19 protein-coding genes are annotated in these 20,927 nt (G+C 51.9%); 9 read left to right on the top strand and 10 right to left on the bottom strand.

The genetic code is table 11. The features are described 5' to 3' along the window. Positions 1–277: 277 nt before the first annotated feature. The gene (locus K7X24_RS06020) at positions 278–733 is read left to right on the top strand and encodes a cupin domain-containing protein (protein WP_224553644.1); all 456 of its coding nucleotides are present in this window, start codon (positions 278–280) and stop codon (positions 731–733) included. A 184-nt stretch (positions 734–917) separates the two neighbouring features. Here the strand turns inward: K7X24_RS06020 and arnF are convergent, their stop codons facing one another. From arnF to K7X24_RS05980, 8 genes are all read right to left on the bottom strand, one after another. Further along, positions 918–1,319 (bottom strand): 4-amino-4-deoxy-L-arabinose-phosphoundecaprenol flippase subunit ArnF, encoded by a 402-nt coding sequence (arnF, locus tag K7X24_RS06015; protein WP_224553641.1) that lies wholly within the window; start codon positions 1,317–1,319, stop codon positions 918–920. Further along, positions 1,319–1,660, bottom strand: a complete 342-nt coding sequence (arnE, locus tag K7X24_RS06010) for a 4-amino-4-deoxy-L-arabinose-phosphoundecaprenol flippase subunit ArnE (protein ID WP_224553640.1) — start codon at positions 1,658–1,660, stop codon at positions 1,319–1,321. Before arnE ends, arnF begins: the two co-directional genes overlap by 1 nt. Continuing rightward, positions 1,657–3,327 (bottom strand): lipid IV(A) 4-amino-4-deoxy-L-arabinosyltransferase, encoded by a 1,671-nt coding sequence (arnT, locus tag K7X24_RS06005; RefSeq protein WP_224553638.1) that lies wholly within the window; start codon positions 3,325–3,327, stop codon positions 1,657–1,659. The genes arnE and arnT overlap by 4 nt, the downstream gene beginning before the upstream one ends. 17 nt (positions 3,328–3,344) lie before the next feature. Next, the gene (gene arnD / locus K7X24_RS06000) at positions 3,345–4,238 is read right to left on the bottom strand and encodes a 4-deoxy-4-formamido-L-arabinose-phosphoundecaprenol deformylase (RefSeq protein WP_224553636.1); all 894 of its coding nucleotides are present in this window, start codon (positions 4,236–4,238) and stop codon (positions 3,345–3,347) included. Beyond that, positions 4,235–6,235 carry a bifunctional UDP-4-amino-4-deoxy-L-arabinose formyltransferase/UDP-glucuronic acid oxidase ArnA gene (gene arnA, locus K7X24_RS05995; RefSeq protein ID WP_224553633.1) on the bottom strand — a complete coding sequence of 667 codons (2,001 nt, stop codon included), beginning with the start codon at positions 6,233–6,235 and terminating at the stop codon, positions 4,235–4,237. Before arnA ends, arnD begins: the two co-directional genes overlap by 4 nt. After that, positions 6,232–7,215, bottom strand: coding sequence for an undecaprenyl-phosphate 4-deoxy-4-formamido-L-arabinose transferase (gene arnC, locus K7X24_RS05990; protein ID WP_224553631.1), 984 nt, complete (start codon positions 7,213–7,215; stop codon positions 6,232–6,234). Before arnC ends, arnA begins: the two co-directional genes overlap by 4 nt. Further along, positions 7,208–8,356: a UDP-4-amino-4-deoxy-L-arabinose aminotransferase gene (arnB, locus tag K7X24_RS05985; protein WP_224553629.1), complete on the bottom strand. Its 1,149-nt coding sequence runs from the start codon at positions 8,354–8,356 to the stop codon at positions 7,208–7,210. Before arnB ends, arnC begins: the two co-directional genes overlap by 8 nt. Before the next feature lie 220 nt (positions 8,357–8,576). Then, on the bottom strand, positions 8,577–9,743 hold the full coding sequence (locus K7X24_RS05980; protein ID WP_224553627.1) for a nucleotide sugar dehydrogenase: 1,167 nt from the start codon (positions 9,741–9,743) through the stop codon (positions 8,577–8,579). Between the two features lie 726 nt (positions 9,744–10,469). Between K7X24_RS05980 and folD the strand changes: the two genes are divergently transcribed. Further along, a complete protein-coding gene (folD, locus tag K7X24_RS05975) occupies positions 10,470–11,333 on the top strand; it encodes a bifunctional methylenetetrahydrofolate dehydrogenase/methenyltetrahydrofolate cyclohydrolase FolD (RefSeq protein WP_224553626.1) in 864 nt (287 codons plus the stop codon). A 230-nt stretch (positions 11,334–11,563) separates the two neighbouring features. Beyond that, a complete protein-coding gene (ybcJ, locus tag K7X24_RS05970) occupies positions 11,564–11,776 on the top strand; it encodes a ribosome-associated protein YbcJ (protein WP_039486392.1) in 213 nt (70 codons plus the stop codon). A 92-nt stretch (positions 11,777–11,868) separates the two neighbouring features. On the opposite strand, the gene cysS is transcribed toward ybcJ, so the two are convergent. Both cysS and K7X24_RS05960 read right to left on the bottom strand, forming a co-directional pair. Then, positions 11,869–13,254, bottom strand: coding sequence for a cysteine--tRNA ligase (gene cysS, locus K7X24_RS05965; protein WP_224553624.1), 1,386 nt, complete (start codon positions 13,252–13,254; stop codon positions 11,869–11,871). A 284-nt stretch (positions 13,255–13,538) separates the two neighbouring features. Next, positions 13,539–13,970 carry a DoxX family protein gene (locus tag K7X24_RS05960; protein ID WP_224553622.1) on the bottom strand — a complete coding sequence of 144 codons (432 nt, stop codon included), beginning with the start codon at positions 13,968–13,970 and terminating at the stop codon, positions 13,539–13,541. Between the two features lie 422 nt (positions 13,971–14,392). On the opposite strand from K7X24_RS05960, the gene ppiB reads away from it, so the two are divergent. From ppiB to K7X24_RS05930, 6 genes are all read left to right on the top strand, one after another. Further along, positions 14,393–14,887 carry a peptidylprolyl isomerase B gene (gene ppiB, locus K7X24_RS05955; RefSeq protein ID WP_039492307.1) on the top strand — a complete coding sequence of 165 codons (495 nt, stop codon included), beginning with the start codon at positions 14,393–14,395 and terminating at the stop codon, positions 14,885–14,887. Between the two features lie 10 nt (positions 14,888–14,897). Then, positions 14,898–15,620 carry a UDP-2,3-diacylglucosamine diphosphatase gene (gene lpxH / locus K7X24_RS05950; RefSeq protein ID WP_224553620.1) on the top strand — a complete coding sequence of 241 codons (723 nt, stop codon included), beginning with the start codon at positions 14,898–14,900 and terminating at the stop codon, positions 15,618–15,620. A 178-nt stretch (positions 15,621–15,798) separates the two neighbouring features. Beyond that, positions 15,799–16,308, top strand: coding sequence for a 5-(carboxyamino)imidazole ribonucleotide mutase (purE, locus tag K7X24_RS05945; protein ID WP_224553618.1), 510 nt, complete (start codon positions 15,799–15,801; stop codon positions 16,306–16,308). Beyond that, positions 16,305–17,375, top strand: a complete 1,071-nt coding sequence (purK, locus tag K7X24_RS05940; RefSeq protein WP_224553616.1) for a 5-(carboxyamino)imidazole ribonucleotide synthase — start codon at positions 16,305–16,307, stop codon at positions 17,373–17,375. The genes purE and purK overlap by 4 nt, the downstream gene beginning before the upstream one ends. Positions 17,376–17,930: 555 nt before the next feature. Further along, positions 17,931–19,220 (top strand): HAAAP family serine/threonine permease, encoded by a 1,290-nt coding sequence (locus tag K7X24_RS05935; RefSeq protein WP_095700166.1) that lies wholly within the window; start codon positions 17,931–17,933, stop codon positions 19,218–19,220. Between the two features lie 332 nt (positions 19,221–19,552). Next, a complete protein-coding gene (locus K7X24_RS05930; RefSeq protein ID WP_224553614.1) occupies positions 19,553–20,920 on the top strand; it encodes an L-serine ammonia-lyase in 1,368 nt (455 codons plus the stop codon). Positions 20,921–20,927: the final 7 nt, after the last annotated feature.

The following is a 20,927-nucleotide window of genomic DNA, read 5'->3' as shown; positions in this document are numbered from 1 at the left end:
GGTATCTATTATACAAACTCATGAATGATGTCCATGTGAAACTGTTAACAACGGACTAATTCACGCTGAAAACCGCTAACTGCTGAATCCCCTCCCCACATGCCGCCACGCAATTAATGAATATAATTCATAGCCTCTTGCGGCTTTTTCCCTCTGGTTCTTGCCCGAAAACCGCGGTAACGTTTTTCAACGTCGCTTGCGACGACCCCAGGGTGACGGACAAGGATGTCCGTCATAAAAAGTGAAATGACTTTCCGCCTCTGCCGTGATGTTATCCATGTTAGCCTCGGTAGCGATTGCCGAAACGGAGGAAAAATTGAAAATTACCCGCAGCGGTTCACACCCGTCTCAGCCCAGCCCAGAAAGCTATTTTTCCGGCAACGTACGTATCGACGCCCCCTTCCAAGCCACCGCTCCCGCGCAGGTTGGCGGCGCGACGGTCACCTTTGAACCCGGTGCCCGTACGGCATGGCATACTCATCCAATCGGCCAGACGCTGATTGTTACACAAGGACGAGGTTGGCTTCAGGAATGGGGTGATGACATTCAGGAGATCAATCAGGGCGATATCGTCTGGATACCCGAAGGCGTAAAACACTGGCACGGCGCAACGGCACAAAACGCAATGACACACATTGCCATTGCCGAATCGCTGAACGGCAGCCCAGTCGACTGGTTGGAAAAAGTCAGCGACGAGCAGTACGGAAATGGAAGTAGCGACAAAAAAGAATAGCGGTACAGGTCCACTCAGCGTGCAGGCTGAATGGCTTTTCCCTTACTCTGATAGCCAATAAATCCTAGCTGAATCAATTGCACCGGATTCAGTACATGACACCGAAGAAATACGGCACATTTGTGGTACCTCTACTCATCGGAGCATTCACTTAATCTTAAGAACAAAATAATAACTATCGTTATTATCTATGTGTGGCTTTTTTTCCCGTCTTACGGTTAATCAGCCAGACACCCAGCAGAATAATCAGGACGCCGAGGGTTTTACGCAGGCTCATCGGTTCGTTCAGCCACGGCAGGAAAACCGCCGCCAGATAAACCATCGCATAGCTTAAGCTAATCAGCGGATAAGCGCGGCTTAATGGTAAATAGCGCAGCACCATGAACCAGCACACCATCGACAGCCCGTAGCAGATCACGCCGACCAGCACCGCAACCGCAGGCCAGCCCGTTACCAACGAACTGAGCGACGGCCAGTGCGCGAAGGAAATGCTCGGCAGCGCCAGCATGCCGCTTTTCATTAACACCTGCGCGGTGCTGGCTAGCACAGTGCTGATAATCGCCCAGATATAGCCTCTTTTCGCCATCATCCCCCCTGCATCAGATAGATACCGGTGACAATCAGCGCAATACCCCACCAGTGGTGCCTGTCCACACGCTCGCCAAACCCGTAGTGCGCCAGCAGCGTGACCAGTACAAAATTGATACTCAGCAGCGGATACGCCACACCGAGCGGGAGATGCTGCAACACCACAAGCCACAGCAGCAGCCCGATACCGAGCAGCAAGGCCGCCGACATCAGCCATCCCAGCGTCACGCGCTGGCGTCGATGCGTCGGCAAACGCCGCCAGCACTCCGCCGCCTGTTTCTGACACAGTTGCCCTAAACTGGTCAGCAGGCAGACGATGGCAACCAATAGATAACTCATGGCGCTACCTGCTTATAAAACAGCAGTACGTAACGGTGCGATTTTCTCAACTGATTGGGCGCAGGCAGATTGCGATACTCGTCATCGCTGTCCCGGTCGATCTTCAGCATCAGCGCGACATTTCCGCTACGCCGTTTCTCGGCAAGCCAGGTTGGAAAAGCCCCCTCATCCACAAAGCGGTCAGCGGAATCGGCATAGTTCAGCCCATAGTTCAGCTCGCCCCGCGCCTTAAATAAGGTGATATCACTGCGCTTCAACTCCCACGCCAGTCCGGCAGCCAGCCCCACCTCGTCGCTAAGCACATAGCGGCTGTCTTGCAGCAACGGCTGATGGCTACGAATAAAGGTTTGGGGGTTCTTTGAATCCACCACGCTCGCCGGAATACTCCCGCCAACGAGCAGCGCCAGAAATAACGGACAGCCCGCGACCAGATAGCCCCACGCCCGTTGCTTTTTCAGGCTGACAGCGGCAAAAGCCACCCAGCCGATGAAGCAGACAATCCCCGAGACGATGGTCAGCCCTTCTCCCGGTTGGTAGAGATGCGGCATGATGATGCCGAGGCCAAGCGCCGCAACAGCGAGCGCCAGCACGCTGCCGAAGGCAATATTGAGCCAACTATTGATGCGCAATACACGTTCGCGTACCGCAGGTGCCAAACCGGACAACCACGCCGCCATCAGCAGCGCTAGCGGCGCAAAGCACGGTAGAATGTAGGTCAGCAGCTTACCTTTAGCGATGCTGAAAAACAGCAGAGGCATCACCATCCAGCACAGCAGGAGGAACCGCTCTGGGTACGCCTTCCGTTCCGTCCAGCCGCTACGCAACGCGCCCGGCAGCAGCGCCAGCCAGGGGAACATCCCGAGAATCAAAACGGGTAGGTAATACCAGAACGGCGCTTTATGCTGCGCATCGTCTTCGGCAAAACGCTGGATATGTTCAATCCAAAAGAAGTAATGCCAGTAATCGGCTTCTCGCGCATGCACCGCCAGCGCCCACGGCGCACTCAGCAATACCGCGACGACAACCGCCAGCGGCCCAAACAGCAGCAGTTCCTTAATCCGCTTTTGCGCCAGCGCCACCGGTAGCACGCTGATGACCGGCAAGGCCAGCGCCAGAAAGCCTTTGGTCATAAATCCCATGCCGCAGGCCAGCCCCATCAGCCCCCAAGCCGCGAGCCGCTCACGCGTCAGCGTGGCACGCTGAATCAGCACGTGGCTGAACAGCGCCGTCGTCATCCAGAGCGTCACCATCGGATCGAGCACGCTGTACGTGCCGATACCATACACGAGCAGCGATGTCAGATAGATCGTCGCCGCCAACAGCGCGGTACGCTGGTTTTTCCACAGCAGCATCGCCAGCCAGAACACCAGCAGTGCGCTCAACCCGGTAGAAAATACCGAGGCAAAACGCACGGAAAAATTGGTATGACCTAATAACCATTGACTGATGTTATTCAGCCAGTAGCCCGCAACGGGTTTCTCAAAGTAGCGAATACCCAGCAAGTGTGGCACGATCCAATCGCCACGCTGAAGCATCTCGCGGCTGATTTCGGCATAGCGCGTTTCGTCCGGTGACCACAGCCAGCGGCCGTTAAGCGGCAACAGGTAGAGCAAAGCAAATAACACCAATATCATGGTGCTTTTCAGTCTTATCATGCCTTTTTCCATGCTATCTCCTGCTTTATTTATTCTTCCGTTTGCACACCAAGCCACCCTTCCCGTCCGGGAAACGGCGCGCGGTCAATCTGCCCGATGGGCAGCGCGGTTGGGTCATCAGGCAGTAATGCGGAAAGCGGACAAAATTCGATGTGCTGCTGGCGGGCGCGAAGCAGCAATTGGCGGAACAGCGCCAGCTTCGCGCCACCTTCAACCTCCGCATGGATGGTGTAGACCGGCACGCCGCGATCCTGCTGGATCGCCTCAAGAATAAAGTCGTTAAATTCGCCGTCACTCACGCGCTCGCCGATGACTTCGTCGTAGGTCGGCAATGTGACCGGAATCTGCACGGTGCCTAGCTCACCATTTTTCAGGCGCGGCCGAAAAGGCCGGATACCGCGGCAGTCGCTGTTATAGTCCAGATTCCAGCGCTGCTTCATCTCTACAACACGCGAATCGGCTCGCCAGCCCGCCACAGCGGAACAGCGCACCAGCGATGGCAGAATTGATGTCAGCGCGTCCATTCCTTCACGGAACTGCGCGGCTAGTTGCGCATCCGACCAGCGGGCGACATTCACCTGCCAGCCGTGATGATCCCAAGCATGTAACCCGACTTCATGGCCTGCGTCGTGCGTCTGGCGGATTAACGAGCCAAACCGTGCACCGATATGACGCCCCGGCCACGCCGTACCGGCCAGCAAGATATCCCAACCGTAGAGCGAGGCTGCGTTGGAACGCAGCATCTTCCATAAAAAGCGTGGACGCAGCAGACGCCACAGGTGACGCCCCATGTTGTCCGGCCCGACACTAAAAAAGACACTCGCCTGAATATCGAACTCCGCCAGCACATCCAGCAGCGCAGGCACGCCGTCTCGCGTACCGCGCCAGGTATCGACATCTATCCGCAGGCCAACACGCGTCATCCCTGCGCATCCGTGGCGTTGTCTGATTGCAAGGGGTCAACGGTACGCAGGAAATAGTCCAGCGTTTCCGCGACGGTTTGCTCCATCTTCACCGTTGGTTCCCATGCCAGCAGGCGTTTGGCGTTGCGAATGCTTGGCGTGCGGTGCGCCACATCCTGATAGCCTTTCCCGTAATAGCTGCTGCTTTCCACGTCAATAAATCCGGCGAACGGCGGGAAGCGATCGCGCAGCGGGTGCGCATTAAAGCTGGTCAGCAGCATTTCACCCAGTTCGCGGATACTGGCTTCATTGTGCGGATTACCGATATTGATGATCTGCCCGTCACACTGGCCGTTACGGTTTTCAATAATACGGAACAGCGCCTCAATACCGTCGTGAATATCGGTAAAGCAGCGTTTCTGCGCCCCGCCATCCACCAGCTTGATTGGCGATCCTTCCACCAAATTAAGGATCAATTGAGTAATGGCACGGGAGCTACCGATACGTGCCGCATCCAGCGTATCCAGACGCGGCCCCATCCAGTTAAACGGACGGAACAGCGTGAAACGCAGGCCGTTTTTCGCGCCGTACGCCCAGATCACCCGGTCCAGCAACTGCTTGGATACGGAATAAATCCAGCGCTGCTTGTTGATCGGCCCGACAATCAGGCGCGAAGTGTCTTCATCAAACTCTTTGTCATCACACATACCGTACACTTCTGAGGTGGACGGGAAAACGATGCGTTTGTTGTAGCGCACGCAGTCGCGCACGATTTTCAGGTTCTCTTCAAAATCCAGTTCAAACACGCGCAGCGGGTTACGGGTGTATTCAATCGGCGTGGCAATCGCCACCAGCGGCAGAATGACATCGCATTTCTTAATGTGATATTCGATCCATTCGTTATGGATGCTGATATCGCCTTCCACAAAATGGAAACGCGGATCGCCAAGAAAACGGGCGATGGCATCCGAGCTGATATCCAGCCCGTAGATCTCATAGCGATCGTCGCGCAGCAGGCGTTCAGTCAGGTGGTTACCAATAAAACCGTTCACGCCAAGGATCAGGACGCGCGTGCGGCGTCGCTGCACACGGCTGGCGAGGTTACCCAGTCGTGCCTGTGGCACCATACCCATTTCCGCCGCCAGTCGGCTGCCAGACATATACAGCCCGGTCTCACTCTGCCCGCTGACGATCTCAAGCGCATCCTCACCGCAGGACACCACCAGCGGCGACGTCGAGAGAATCGCGCCCGGCTCACCACCGATCTTGTCCTTTACAACACGAGCGCGCCAAATCGTCACGTTGCGCTCACCGAGAAACGTAAACGCGCCCGGATACGGCTCCGTCACCGCGCGGATCAGGTTGTTAATCTCACGGGCGCTTTTGTGCCAGTCGATCAGCCCATCTGCCGCCGTGCGACGTCCGAAATAGCTGGCTCGGCTTTCATCCTGCGGCGTCAGCGTAATCTCACGCGAGCGGATCAGCGGTAATTGCTGCGCCAGCAAAGCGGCGGCGGCGGTACGGCACTTTCCATGCAGCGTCAACGCAGTATCGTCATCGTCAATCGCCACCACGGACTGGGCAACGATATCACCCGCATCAGCGCGAGAAACCATCTTGTGCAGCGTCACGCCCGTCTGCGTTTCACCGTTCACCAGTACCCAATTCACCGGCGCACGTCCCCGGTAGCGCGGCAACAGTGAGCCGTGCAGATTGAATGCGCCAAACGCTGGCAACTGGAGAATGTCATCGCTTAATAACGTGCGGTAATAGAAGGAAAAAATAACATCCGGTGCCAGCTCCCGAATGCGGTTCACCCAGAGCGGATGGTTAATGTCTTCCGGTGCAAACACCGGCACGTCCATCTCGGCGGCCGCTTTCGCCACCGACGCATAGAAGTGGTTCTCGCCCGGCGCATCGCTGTGTGTGAACACGGCTTGAATCTCATAGCCCGCGAGCTTTAACGCCTCAAGACCGACGCAGCCAATATCATGGTAGGCAAATACGATCGCTTTCATTCTTCTTCATCCCGTAAGCTGGTGGTCAGTGGCGTTGCCGCACTCACTGTCTTTTGCACAAAATAGCGTGGTCGTGCGCGAACATCGGTATAGATACGACCGATGTATTCCCCTAATAGCCCCATCCCGACGAACTGCGCACCGATAAACATAAACAGCACAGCAAACAGCGTGAACACGCCTTCTGCCGCCCACTCTGCACCGAAGAACAGTCGTAGGCCGACCAACAGCAGCGCCAGCAGGAAACCCGACAGCGCGACGACGCTGCCGATCAGGCTGAGTATGCGCAGCGGTGTTGTTGTCAGGCAGGTCAGCAGGTCGTACATCAGGTTAATCAGCTTCAGAAAGCTGTATTTGGACGTGCCAAACTCGCGCTCGGCATGCATCACGTCGATCTCGATGGTTTTCCGCGCGAAGGTATTGGCAAGGATAGGAATAAAGGTGCTGCGTTCGTGGCAGCGCAGCATCGCGCTGACAATGTGGCGACGATACGCGCGCAGCATGCAGCCATAATCGACCATGGATTTCCCAGTTGAACGCCGGATCATCATGTTGATGGTTTTCGAGGCCAGTTTGCGAAACAGCGAATCCTTCCGGTTTGCCCGCACGGTGCCGACCACGTCATACCCTTGCGCAGCGTACTCCACCAGCCGTGGGATTTCCTCCGGCGGGTTCTGTAAATCGGCATCCAGCGTGATAATCACATCGCCCACCGCCTGCTGGAACCCAGCCATGATGGCCGAGTGCTGACCATAATTTCGGTTCAACAACACGGCAATAATGTGCTTCTCTGGGTCACTCGCCGCTTCGGTCAGCAGTTCCGCCGAACGATCGCTGCTGCCGTCATCAACCAGAATGATTTCCCAAGGTTTACCGATCTGCCGACAGGCTGCCAGCGTGCGTTCGAGCAGTACCGGCAGGCTCTCTTCTTCGTTATAAACGGGAATCACAATAGAAACATTTTTGATGTCATCAATCACAAACAGACTCCAAAATCGAGGTTAGCGCCGCGACGACGCGATCGACATCGCTGTCCTGCATATCGGGGAACAGCGGCAGCGTCATCAGCGATGCCGAATTCCATTCCGTTGCCGGCAGGTGCAAATGGGGATAGCGCTCACGGTAGTATTTCTGCGTATGCACCGCTCTGAAATGCAGCCCAGTGCCAATGCCGTGAGCCTGCAATGCCGCCATCAAATCATCGCGCGATATGCCGCACAGCGTTTCATCCACGCGCACCATAAACAGATGCCAGGCGTGCAGATGGGGATAGTCAGGAACGGCCAGCGGTAGGAGTGGCAGCGGGCGCAGTTGGGTGAGATAGCGAGCGGCAAGCTGCTGACGGCGGGCGTTGATCGCCGGGAGTTTATCCAGTTGAACCAGCGCAATGGCTGCATTGATATCCGCCAGATTGTATTTAAACCCCGGCGCCACCACTTCGGCCTGCGGTTTGCGCCCTTGTAACTGCCTGTCGAACGCATCCACGCCCAGTCCATGAAACTTCAGGCTGCGTAGTCGTTCGGCGAGAGCCTCGTCGTCCGTCACCACCATGCCGCCTTCCGCACAGGTGATGTTTTTAATGGCATGAAACGAGAAAATGGCGGTTCCGCTCGCGCCGATCCATGCATCGCGATACTGCGTACCCACGGCGTGTGCGGCATCCTCAACCAGCGGGATGCCGTAGCGTTCACTGAGCGCACGCAGCGCATCCAGATCGGCAGGCGCACCGGCATAATGCACGGGAATAATGGCTTTGGTCTTCGGTGTGATGGCCGCCTCGATATCCTGCGGTCGCACCATCAGCGTATTCCGATCCACATCTACCATCACTGGTTCCGCGCCCAAGAGCGTGATGATGTTAACGGTTGAAACCCAGGTTTGGGATGGTGTAATCACCTCGTCGCCGGGGCCAACACCGAGCGCCATCAGCGTGACGTGCATACCGCCCGTCGCTGAACTGACCGCTATCGCCTGTCGGCACCCTATTCGCTGGCAAAACGCCTGCTCTAATTGCTGACATTTCGGCCCCGTGGTTATCCAGCCGGATCGTAATACTTCAGCCACGGCAGCAATTTCCTCTTCGCCCATGTTCGGGCGGGAAAAAGGCAAAAATTCCGTCATAACGTATTCCCAAAATAAATAATGGCGAGAAATCATCATTCAGCAGTCTAAATAATGAAGCCTTAAGCCAACCTTAATTTATTGCGACAATCATAAAACCACAGATAAACGGCACGACATGACAAAACAGCAAAAAGACATAATTAATTACAATGCAAAAATGAACTTTTCGCGAATAACCAAATGACAAGAGGTCGTTTTATTGATTTACAGCAAGAAATCAATCTTCGCCAAATAAGTCTCGCGTATAGACTTTCCCCATCACATCTTTTAATTCATCGGCATAACGATTGGTAATAATAATGTCACACTGTTGTTTGAAACTGTCGAGTTGATGAATGATAGGGAAGTCTAAATAATCATCACTATCAATTCCAGGTTCATAAATCACCACATTGATTCCTTTCGCTTTTATCCTTTTCATAATGCCCTGAATGGAAGAAAAGCGAAAATTATCCGATCCTGCTTTCATGATGAGACGATGGACACCAACAGTTTTGGGGTGGCGACGGATAATCGTATCGGCAATGAAGTCTTTCCGCGTATGGTTAGCATCCACGATAGCCTTGATCAGGTTATTTGGAACAGTACAATAATTAGCCAGAAGCTGCCGAGTATCCTTTGGCAAACAGTAACCACCATAGCCAAAGGAGGGATTGTTATAGTAATCGCCGATACGCGGATCGAGACATACACCTTCAATAATCTGTCGAGCGTTCAACCCTAGTGATTCTGCGTAACTATCCAATTCATTAAAGTAGGCCACGCGCATCGCAAGAAAGGTATTCGCAAACAACTTTATCGCTTCCGCCTCTGTTGGATCGGTAAACAACACGCGAATGTCTTTTTTTAATGCACATTCCGTCAATAAGTTAGCGAAAAACCTTGCCCTTTCCGACCGTTCACCCACTACAATCCGCGACGGATAAAGATTGTCATGTAACGCCTTTCCTTCACGCAAAAACTCGGGTGAAAAAATGATGTTATCCGTATCCAGCTGTTGGCTAATTTTCTCTGTAAAGCCAACCGGCACCGTTGATTTAATCACCATAATAGCCTGCGGATTAATCGCAAGCACATCGCGAATGACCGCCTCGACCGACGAGGTATTAAAGTAGTTGGTTTTCGGATCGTAATCCGTTGGCGTCGCGATAATAACAAATTGCGCATCAATATAAGCTTCATGCTTATCCAATGTAGCAAAAAAATCAAGCGTTTCATGTTGTAAAAAACGTTCAATCTCAACGTCATTAATCGGTGATTTTCTTTGATTTAACAATACTACTTTTTCAGCAACAATATCCAACGCCACAACTTGATGCCGTTGCGCTAATAATAAACCATTCGATAATCCGACGTATCCTGTTCCACTTATTGCTATTTTCATCAAGCGCTCTTTATTCTAGCATATGCTAAAAAACACGGTTCATCGCAGTATCTTTCTTATTTTTTCATCTGACGAGAAGGGTTACATTACAATTTATTTCCTGCCGACCCTTCATTGTTACCCCCTACTATTATCGACTCCACCATTCACGCAGTTGCCTCTCAATTTTTCAATGAACCGAAAAATTCATAATGTGCAGTATCATTAGCAACATCAGTTAAACGCTAATTAAACATAGCGCATTTAATGGGAAATGAAATATTTTTTACACCATGTAACACTTACAGATAATTAGCATCAAAAAAAATTACTAGCGAAATTATGTATAAAAAAATAATTTGTCACTTCCCTTTACTGTTATGCCCAAAATAATTCGAGTTACGTGACAAAACGTTAGCGTGTTGAACAGCACAAAGCGTTGCCCCTTCAGGACAAAACCTATGCTTGGTGTAATATGGCAACCGCGCGACAAAACTCATCCGGAGCGAACTTTACCAACCAACGGGTGGCCTCTGGTGAGAGACAAGATGTCTCTCATTTAATTCTAGGAGCTTACTCAGCTAAGTGACTGGGATATGTAAGTTTATCCTCTTGCCGAGTTCCTACAACTCGAAGTATTCGGGGTATAGAAATAATTAATATTGATGCAATGCCTGACAGCGCACGCAGCTTCTGACAAAATAGCGGCCATCTCCCCCTATTTCAAATTGATGGGTCTTTTCTCAGATGGCAGCAAAGATTATTGATGGTAAAACGATTGCGCAGCAGGTCAAAGACGAAGTTGCCGCACGAGTCACGCAGCGTTTGGCAGAAGGAAAACGCGCACCGGGCCTAGCTGTTGTGCTGGTCGGCGAGAATCCAGCGTCACAGATTTATGTCGCCAGCAAGCGCAAGGTGTGTGAAGAAGTCGGCTTTATTTCCCGCTCTTATGATTTACCTATCACCACAACGGAATCTGAGCTGTTGGCCCTTATCGACCAGCTCAACGCCGATCGGACGATTGACGGTATTCTCGTTCAGCTTCCGCTGCCGGAAGGCATCGATAATACCAAGGTGATTGAACGCATCGCGCCAAGTAAAGATGTGGATGGCTTCCATCCTTACAACGTGGGTCGTCTGTGCCAGCGTGCGCCAATGCTGCGCGCCTGTACGCCACGCGGCATTATCACGCTGTTGGAGCGTTATAATATCGACACCTTCGGGCTGAATGCCGTTGTGGTCGGTGCATCCAATATTGTTGGCCGTCCGATGAGTCTGGAACTGCTGCTAGCTGGCTGTACGACTACCGTCACGCACCGTTTCACCAAAAATCTGCGCCACCATGTTGAAAACGCCGATCTACTGGTTGTCGCGGTCGGTAAACCGGGCTTTATCCCCGGCGAATGGATTAAACCGGGCGCGATTGTGCTGGACGTGGGGATTAACCGTCTGGAAAGCGGCAAAGTGGTCGGCGATGTGGAATTTGACACGGCGCAGGAAAGAGCGTCTTACATCAGCCCCGTACCGGGCGGCGTCGGCCCAATGACCGTTGCCACACTGATTCAAAACACGCTACAGGCGTGCGAAGAGTACCATGACCACGCCGAATAATTGGCGATACCCGTCATACTTCAAGTTGCTTGTGCGTTGACTGCCCTTACTCACCCCAGTCACTTACTTATGTAAGCTCCTGGGGATTCGTGCGGTTGCCGCGTTACAAGGCCATAAATGGGCCTTGCCCTAAAGGGTCAACGCAAAGCGTTGTTCAAAACGCTAACGTTTTGTCACGCAACTCGAATTATTTAGGATATATTCGGTCAAACACCGATAAACAGGAATTTATGGCAACCTTTAATCTTGAAAAGCATCCACACGTTGAACTGTGCGATCTCTTGAAACTGCTGGGCTGGAGCGAAAGTGGCGCAGCAGCCAAACTGTCTATTGCCGCAGGCGACGTGACCGTTGACGGCCAGACGGAAACACGCAAGCGCTGCAAAATCGTTGCTGGGCAAACCGTTCAGTTCAATGGCGAGACGGTAAAAGTCGCCGAGTAACCTTTACGGCATCGATTACAGCGAAAAAAAAGCCCGCAATGTTATTCTTGCGGGCTTTTTATTTACTGAAAGCGTGTTACAGAAAGAAAGCGTTACTTACGGCGCCAGATCGTTCCCTGTGGGCCATCTTCCAGCACGATCCCCATTTCATTCAAGCGATCGCGAGCCTGATCCGCGAGCGCCCAGTCTTTCGCCGCACGCGCATCTTTACGCTGCTGGATTAACGCCTCAATTTCTTTCACTTCCTCGTCATCCACCTGCGCACCATTTTGCAGGAACTGCTCAGGGTCTTGTTCCAGCAGGCCAAGCACGCCGGACAGTTTACGCAGTGCCGATGCCAGTTGATTCGCCGCCTGTACATCTTCCGTTTTCAGGCGGTTAACTTCACGCGCCATATCAAACAGCACCGAGTAGGCTTCCGGCGTGTTGAAATCGTCGTCCATTGCTTCACGGAAACGGGCTTCAAACTCGTCACCGCCGTGTGCTGCAATGCTGAGATCCATTCCACGCAACGCGATATACAAACGTTCCAACGCCGATCGCGCCTGTTTCAGGTTGTCTTCGCTGTAGTTCAACTGGCTACGATAGTGGCCTGACATCAAGAAGTAACGCACGGTTTCCGGATCGTAATACGCCAGCACGTCGCGTACGGTGAAGAAATTGTTGAGTGACTTTGACATCTTTTCGCGGTCAACCATCACCATGCCGGAGTGCATCCAGTAATTCACATACGAGCCGTCGTGTGCACAGCTGGACTGCGCGATCTCGTTTTCGTGGTGCGGGAACATCAAATCTGAGCCGCCGCCGTGAATATCAAAATGCGTGCCCAGCTGTTTGCAGTTCATGGCAGAACATTCGATATGCCAGCCAGGGCGCCCTTCTCCCCACGGAGAGGACCAGTGTGGTTCACCCGGCTTGGACATTTTCCACAGCACGAAATCCATCGGGTTACGCTTCACTTCGGTAATTTCAACGCGCGCGCCAGCCTGCAACTGATCCAGATCCTGACGGGACAGCACGCCGTAACCCGGCGCGGTATCAACGGAGAACATCACATCGCCATTACTCGCGACATAGGCGTGGCGACGGGCAATCAGCGCCTCCACCATTTCGATGATGTCGGCAATATGGTGTGTCGCACGCGGTTCGGCATCCGGGCGCAGAATATTCAACGCATCAAAATCGGCGTGCATCTCTGCGATCATACGGGTCGTCAGTTGGTCGCTGGTTTCCCCATTTTCGATCGCACGTTTAATAATTTTGTCGTCAATATCGGTGACATTACGCACATACTTCAGTGAATATCCCAGATACCGCAAATACCGCGCCACTACATCAAACGCCACGAAAGTACGCCCGTGACCGATATGACACAGGTCATAAACGGTGATGCCACACACATACATTCCCACCCGACCGGCGTGGATGGGTTTAAATTCCTCTTTTTGGCGACTCAGCGTATTAAAAATCTTTAGCATCAGGGCGTTCCAGTGTTTTTATAAAAATGGTTTTCACAAAAAAATGGGCTTCACAAAGCATAGCGTTCACACGATAGGTCAATCACCGCCGCAGGTAGCGTCAGTAACATCAATGCATTCAGGGTTTACACCCCAACGGCGTATTGAAACCTGAACCCTATTGTATTGCAAGGTTAAGAAGAGGGAATAAGCGAGAAAGGATAAAAATGAAATGGCCCAGATTTCCGGGCCATTTCATACAATCGACGTTGCTGACGAAAAAACGTTCAGCTAACAAAAAACAATTAGCGCCAACGCGGATTCGACATCACAGAATATTTTCCGCTGCCAAGCAGGGCAATCGCGATACCCGCGAAGAAGAACACCGCCGTACCTTCAACACCCCAGGCACCGGTTTTGGCCAGCGTAACGAAACCACCAGCGTTAACCAGTAACGTCGCCACCACCATCGTGAAGGAGAAAACCAGCGCAGAAGGACGTGTAAAAATGCCGAGAATCATCAGGATCGGAGTGATGACTTCTCCGACATAGACACCGTAACCAACAAAAGCAGGGAGCCCTGCCGAAGTCAGCATGCCTTCAATGGCACCGATTCCACCGTGTACCTTATGCCAGCCATGAAACAGCATCAAAACACTGAAAGATACGCGCAAAAACAGTTTGCCAAAATCCGGTTTGTCTAATAAACGATTAACACTATCCAGAATACCCAGCATAGTTCACCTATCTCTTTAGAGTTATTTATGAAGAATAAGAATTACTCTCAGATTAATCTGAGCCACAAAAAAAGAACACGTTGATTACGCAAAACATTGATCTGGGGCAACAAAAATCTCATTCAAATTAATTAACTTTTATTTGAAATTTTGATCAATTTATTTGTTTTTAAAAGTCTCTATTGCCTGATTAACACCTTATTGCGCACTATTCTTAAGCGCACATATTATGTGACGTCTACCAAAATCAGAGTAGTAAACCTTTTTATACGATTTTCTCATCTATCCAACCGCCAACAGCGGTGTGGTAAACGCGAAGTACTGACTCAATCGACCAGTTATGCTATAACAGCGCTCTTGCTTGTTCACCGTCTTTTGTGAACTGCCCTCTTAATCACTAAGGCTATCTAGGGTTCATTATTATGATTACGCTTCATACCAACCACGGCGATATCGTTATTAACACGTTTGCAGACAAAGCGCCGGTTACCGTAGAAAATTTCCTGAACTACTGTCGCAGCGGTTTTTATGACAACACGATTTTTCACCGCGTGATTAATGGTTTTATGATTCAGGGCGGCGGCTTCGCTCCCGGCATGGATCAGAAAGAAACCAATGCGACAATCAAAAATGAAGCCAACAACGGCCTGAAAAATACCCGTGGCACGCTGGCGATGGCACGTACCAACGATCCGCACTCTGCGACTGCCCAGTTCTTTATCAACCTCGTTGATAACGATTTCCTGAACTTCCGTTCAGAGCGTGCCGATGGTTGGGGCTACTGCGTATTCGCTGAAGTCACCGAAGGCATGGACGTTGTTGATAAAATCAAAGGCGTTGCTACCGGCCGCAGCGGCATGCATCAGGACGTACCGAAAGAAGACGTGGTGATTACCCACGTAACGATCAGCGAATAATCCGACCTGCATGGCAACGCTGTTCATTGCCGATCTGCATTTAAGTGTTCATGAACCGGCGATTACCGCCGGTTTTCTGCGTTTTTTACGCCATGACGCGATCCATGCCGATGCGCTGTACATACTTGGCGACCTGTTCGACGCCTGGATAGGTGACGACGATCCTCAGCCGCTGCATGCGACTGTCGCCACGGAACTGTATGCCTTACATCAGCGCGGCATTCCCTGCTATTTCGTGCACGGTAACCGTGATTTCCTGATCGGTAAGCGTTTCGCCAAGCAAAGCGGAATGACACTGCTGCCGACAGAAACAGTGCTCGATCTCTACGGCCAAAAGATTCTCATTCTGCATGGCGATACCCTGTGCACTGACGATCAGCATTATCAGCAATTCCGCCGTCGGGTACACAACCCGTTCATTCAGCGACTCTTCCTGCTATTACCGCTGTCGCTACGTATGAAAATTGCGGCGAAAATGCGGTCAACTAGCCTGCACGAAAACCAAAAAAAATCGCAGCAGATTATGGATGTCAGTCACGACACCGTACTTGAACGCTTACGGCATTATCAGGTGGAAACGATGATCCACGGCCACACGCACCGCCCGGCCATTCATCAGGTCGATCTCGGTGAATCGTCTGGTCGTCGCGCCGTTCTCGGAGCCTGGCATGAAGAAGGGTCGATGATTAAGGTCACGCCACAAAATATCGAACTGATTTCTTTCCCATTTTAATGCGTTTCTTGACATTGACTTAACGGTCTCTCGCCTTATTCCTCCTGCATTTCCGCATACGCAACCGTTTTCCTCGCCATAATGGCGTGATATGCTCTACGCCCTCAACGCCAGACCCTCACTGTCTGGCCGACGCGAACGCGTCACGAACACGTACAATCACAGGAGCGTTACAGGCATGTCATCCAACGTTGCCCCGGCTAAAATTGCCATCCTCATGGGTTCAAAGAGTGACTGGGCCACCATGCAGTTTGCTGCGGAAATCCTCACCACGCTGAACATTCCTTTTCATACCGAAGTCGTTTCCGCACACCGGACGCCAGATAAGCTGTTCAGCTTTGCTGAGCAAGCGGCACAGAACGGTTTTGATGTGATTATTGCGGGCGCAGGCGGCGCAGCACACCTGCCGGGTATGCTGGCAGCAAAAACGCTGGTTCCCGTGCTTGGCGTGCCGGTACAAAGCTCAACGCTGAGCGGGGTAGACAGCCTGTATTCCATCGTCCAAATGCCTCGCGGCATCCCAGTCGGCACATTGGCGATTGGCAAAGCGGGCGCAGCGAATGCGGCTCTGCTGGCCGCACAAATTCTTGCCCTGCATGACAATGACATCGCCACCCGACTGGCAGACTGGCGTCAGGCGCAAACCGATGATGTGCTCTCTCATCCCGATCCGCGGGAGGAGGCATGAAACCGGTCTGCGTATTAGGCAATGGTCAGTTGGGCAGAATGCTGCGTCAGGCTGGTGAACCGCTAGGCATTGCGGTTTACCCAGTGGGGCTGGATGCAGAGCCGGAGTCGGTTCCGTTTCATAACAGTGTCATTACCGCCGAGATCGAACGTTGGCCGGAAACGGCGCTCACCCGTGAGCTGGCCGAGCACACGGCGTTTGCGAACCGCGATATTTTCCCGCGTCTGGCCGATCGCCTGACGCAAAAGCAGCTGCTGGACTCGCTGAATCTGGCAACCGCGCCTTGGCAGTTGCTGGCTAGTGCCGATGAATGGCCACACGTCTTTGCCTCATTAGGTGAACTCGCGATCGTTAAACGTCGCGTCGGTGGTTACGACGGCCGTGGGCAGTGGCGCTTGCGCGATGGCGAACAGCAAACGCTGCCCGCTGACTGCTATGGCGAATGCATCGTTGAGCAGGGCATTAACTTTTCTGGCGAAGTCTCGCTGGTGGGTGCCCGCAATACGCACGGCAAATGTGTGTTCTACCCGCTCACTCATAACCTGCATCAGGATGGCATTCTGCGCACCAGCGTGGCTTTCCCTCAGCCCGATCCGCAGTTGCAGCAGCAGGCCGAACAGATGCTGTCTGCAATAATGAATGCGCTGGGTTATGTGGGTGTGATGGCGATGGAATGCTTTATTGTCGGCGACCACCTGCTTATTAACGAGCTGGCTCCACGCGTACACAATAGCGGACACTGGACGCAAAATGGTGCGTCGATTAGCCAGTTTGAACTCCACCTACGTGCCATTCTGGACCTGCCGCTGCCAGTGCCGGTTGTCGAAACGCAGTCGGTGATGGTCAACTTGATCGGGACGGACGTGAATAACAACTGGCTGGCGCTGCCGCTGGTGCATTTACACTGGTATGAAAAAGAGGTTCGTCCTGGCCGCAAAGTTGGGCACCTCAATCTACCGTCGTCGGACACCGTGCAGTTGCAACACACGCTGCAATTGCTGGCACCTCTCTTACCAGAGGAATACCACAGCGGTCTGGCGTGGGCAGAAAAAAAACTTATCGCCTGATGGATCACAGCCGTCATCTGGCAGGTCACTGCCTGCTGGATGACGCCGAGATGCTATACAAACAAATGAGGTAACACGCTTAACACTCCTTTTTAAAGGCTAATTATTGTTCAAAAAAACCAAGCCATTCCTTATGGCTAAAATAATTTAGAGTATAAACGTGACATCAACAAAATTGAGTTTACCATTTAAATAATCGTTTTGTTTTATTTTCCACTCACACCTTAATTTTCGAAAACCAAATAAAGTATCAATAGAGATTCGTTAAAAAAAATTAAATTAAAGTATCAAGATTGATATTTTAATTTTCTCGAAAATTTATTAAAATACCCCCCGTCAATTCATTTCTGTGATCGCCTCAATATTATTCGCTGACCACCACGATATAGAATGCCGCCACAAAACAGTATTGACCTACTGACATAATTAGCAACATGTCTCGTTCGTTTCTTAAACTCCGTAACGGCAACTTGCCGATACTGTAATTTTTATAATCCACATCATGTGGCAATACCCTTGTAACGGGTAATATGTTCACCGAGGAGAAATCAGTATATGAGCACCATTCAAGATAGCAGCCAGGTGTTAGAACAGGCTTCAGGATGGCGTAAAAGCGACACCGTCTGGATGCTGGGCCTCTACGGCACGGCTATCGGCGCTGGCGTATTGTTCTTACCTATCAATGCCGGTATTGGTGGGTTAATTCCGTTAATTATCATGGCACTGATTGCTTTCCCGATGACATATTATTCTCACCGTGCATTATGCCGCTTTGTATTATCCGGCAAGAAAGGTGGCGAAGATATTACCGAAGTCGTTGAAGAACATTTCGGCGTTGGTGCAGGTAAATTAATCACTTTGCTTTATTTTTTCGCTATTTATCCGATCCTATTAGTTTATAGCGTTGCCATCACCAATACGGTAGATAGCTTTATTACTCACCAATTGCACTTGCCTTCTCCGCCACGTGCCCTGCTGTCATTAATATTGATCCTCGGATTAATGTTTATTGTACGTTTCGGTGAAGCGATGATCGTTAAGGCCATGAGTATTCTGGTTTACCCGTTTGTTGCCGTGCTGATGTTGCTGGCGCTTTATTTAATTCCGAACTGGAACACCTCTGTTTTTGAAAACATTTCTTTGAGTTCCAGCGTCACCGGCAACGGTCTGTTGGCAACACTATGGCTGGCTATTCCGGTGATGGTTTTCTCCTTCAACCACTCGCCAATCATCTCCTCTTTCGCCGTTGCCAAACGTAAAGAATATGGCGATGACGCAGAGCAAAAATGCTCACGTATTCTGTCTTACAGCCACATCATGATGGTGTTGACCGTGATGTTCTTCGTTTTCAGCTGCGTACTGAGCCTTTCTCCAGTTGAGCTGATGGAAGCAAAAACACAGAACATTTCTATTCTGTCCTATCTGGCGAACCACTTTAACAACCCAGTAATCGGCTATCTGGCACCAGTTATTGCCACCATCGCGATCTCTAAATCGTTCCTGGGTCACTATCTGGGTGCGGGCGAGGGCTTTAACGGCATGATCGTGAAATCCCTGCGCAGTAGAGGCAAAACCATTTCCAACACCAAATTGAACCGCATCACTGCGCTGTTCATGCTGATCACCACCTGGATTGTCGCGACGCTGAACCCAAGCATTCTGGGCATGATCGAAACATTGGGCGGCCCAATTATCGCGTGCCTGCTGTTCCTGATGCCGATGTATGCCATCCAGAAAGTCCCAGCGATGAAGAAATACAGCGGCCACATCAGCAACGTCTTTGTCACCCTGATGGGACTGATCGCTATTTCTGCCATCGTTTACAGCCTGCGCGATCTGCTGTAATCCCCCCACCCTAATTTAACGCCGGCGCGTTGTTTTCTAGTCATACCCTAAATAATTCGAGTGCAGGACAAAACGTTAGCGTTTTGAACAACGCAAAGCGTTGGCCCCGAAGGGGTGAGGCCATAAGGCCGAATAACGCGGTAACCGAACGAATCCCCAGGAGCTTACTCAAGTAAGTGACTGGGGTGAGTGAGGACAAATCGGCTTAGCTGATTTGAACGCCGCTTGCGGCGGCCCTTCAGGGCAAGGCTCAGAGATGAGCCGAGTATTGCCAACGCACATGCGGCTTGAAGTATGACGGGTATCCGGCGTTTTTTTTCAAGGAAATCGCTATGGTCAGCGTATTTGATATCTTCAAAATCGGCATCGGCCCGTCCAGTTCTCATACCGTCGGTCCGATGAAAGCGGGTAAAATGTTCACCGACGATCTGGTGAACCGCGCGCTTATCTCATCGGTGACACGTATTGTCGTTGATATTTACGGCTCGCTCTCCCTGACGGGGAAAGGGCACCACACCGATATCGCTATCATTATGGGGCTCGCGGGTAATCTGCCGGATAGCGTAAATATCGATAGTATTCCGGCGTTTATTCAACAGGTGAAAGACACTCAGCGCCTGCCGATGCTCAACGGTCAGTATGAGGTCAGCTTCCCGCTGGAATCCTCCCTGCGTTTCCAGCCGGAAAACCTGCCGCTGCATGAAAACGGCATGACCATTCGCGCCTATAACCAGCAAGAGTTGGTCTATAGCAAAACGTATTACTCCATCGGAGGCGGATTCGTCGTCGATCAGGAAAACTTCGGCAAACCCAATCTGGCAGAGGAAAGCGCGCCCTATCCGTTCTTTTCTGCCCAGAAGTTACTGCAACACTGTCACGATCACTGCCTGTCTTTATCCGCCATCGTCCTGAAAAACGAGATTGCGATGCATGGTCGGGAAGCGCTTGAGCACTATTTTGCTGACGTATGGAAAACCATGCAGGACTGCATGCATCGCGGCATGAATACAGAAGGCGTGTTGCCTGGCCCATTGCGCGTTCCGCGCCGTGCATCGGCGCTGCATCGCCTGCTGTTCATCAACGATCGTTTTTCTAACGACCCGATGGATGCGATGGACTGGGTTAACATGTTCGCGATGGCCGTATCGGAAGAAAATGCGGCTGGCGGGCGCGTCGTCACAGCACCGACGAACGGCGCGTGCGGCATTATTCCCGCCGTGCTGGCCTATTACGATCGCTATGTTCAACCCGTCACCCCAGAATCTTACCTACGCTACTTCCTGGCATCCGGCGCTATCGGTATGCTCTACAAAATGAACGCCTCTATTTCCGGTGCGGAAGTGGGCTGTCAGGGAGAAGTCGGCGTTGCTTGTTCGATGGCGGCAGCCGGTCTGGCTGAGCTACTCGGCGCTAGCCCTGAACAGGTCTGCATCGCGGCAGAAATCGGGATGGAGCATAATCTGGGGCTGACATGCGATCCGGTAGCGGGTCAGGTTCAGGTGCCGTGCATTGAACGCAACGCCATTGCCTCCGTAAAGGCGATCAACGCCGCAAGAATGGCAATGCGCCGTACCAGCGAGCCACGCGTATCGCTGGATAAGGTCGTTGAAACCATGTATGAAACAGGTAAAGACATGAACGCCAAGTACCGTGAAACGTCTCGCGGCGGTTTAGCAATTAAAGTCGTGCTGTGCGAATGATATCCTC

The organism is Pectobacterium versatile, from assembly GCF_020166435.1.
GTDB classification, from domain to species: domain Bacteria; phylum Pseudomonadota; class Gammaproteobacteria; order Enterobacterales; family Enterobacteriaceae; genus Pectobacterium; species Pectobacterium versatile.
The sequence above is the reverse complement of the archived record's forward strand: the minus strand, read 5'-3'. Positions and strand labels throughout refer to the sequence as shown.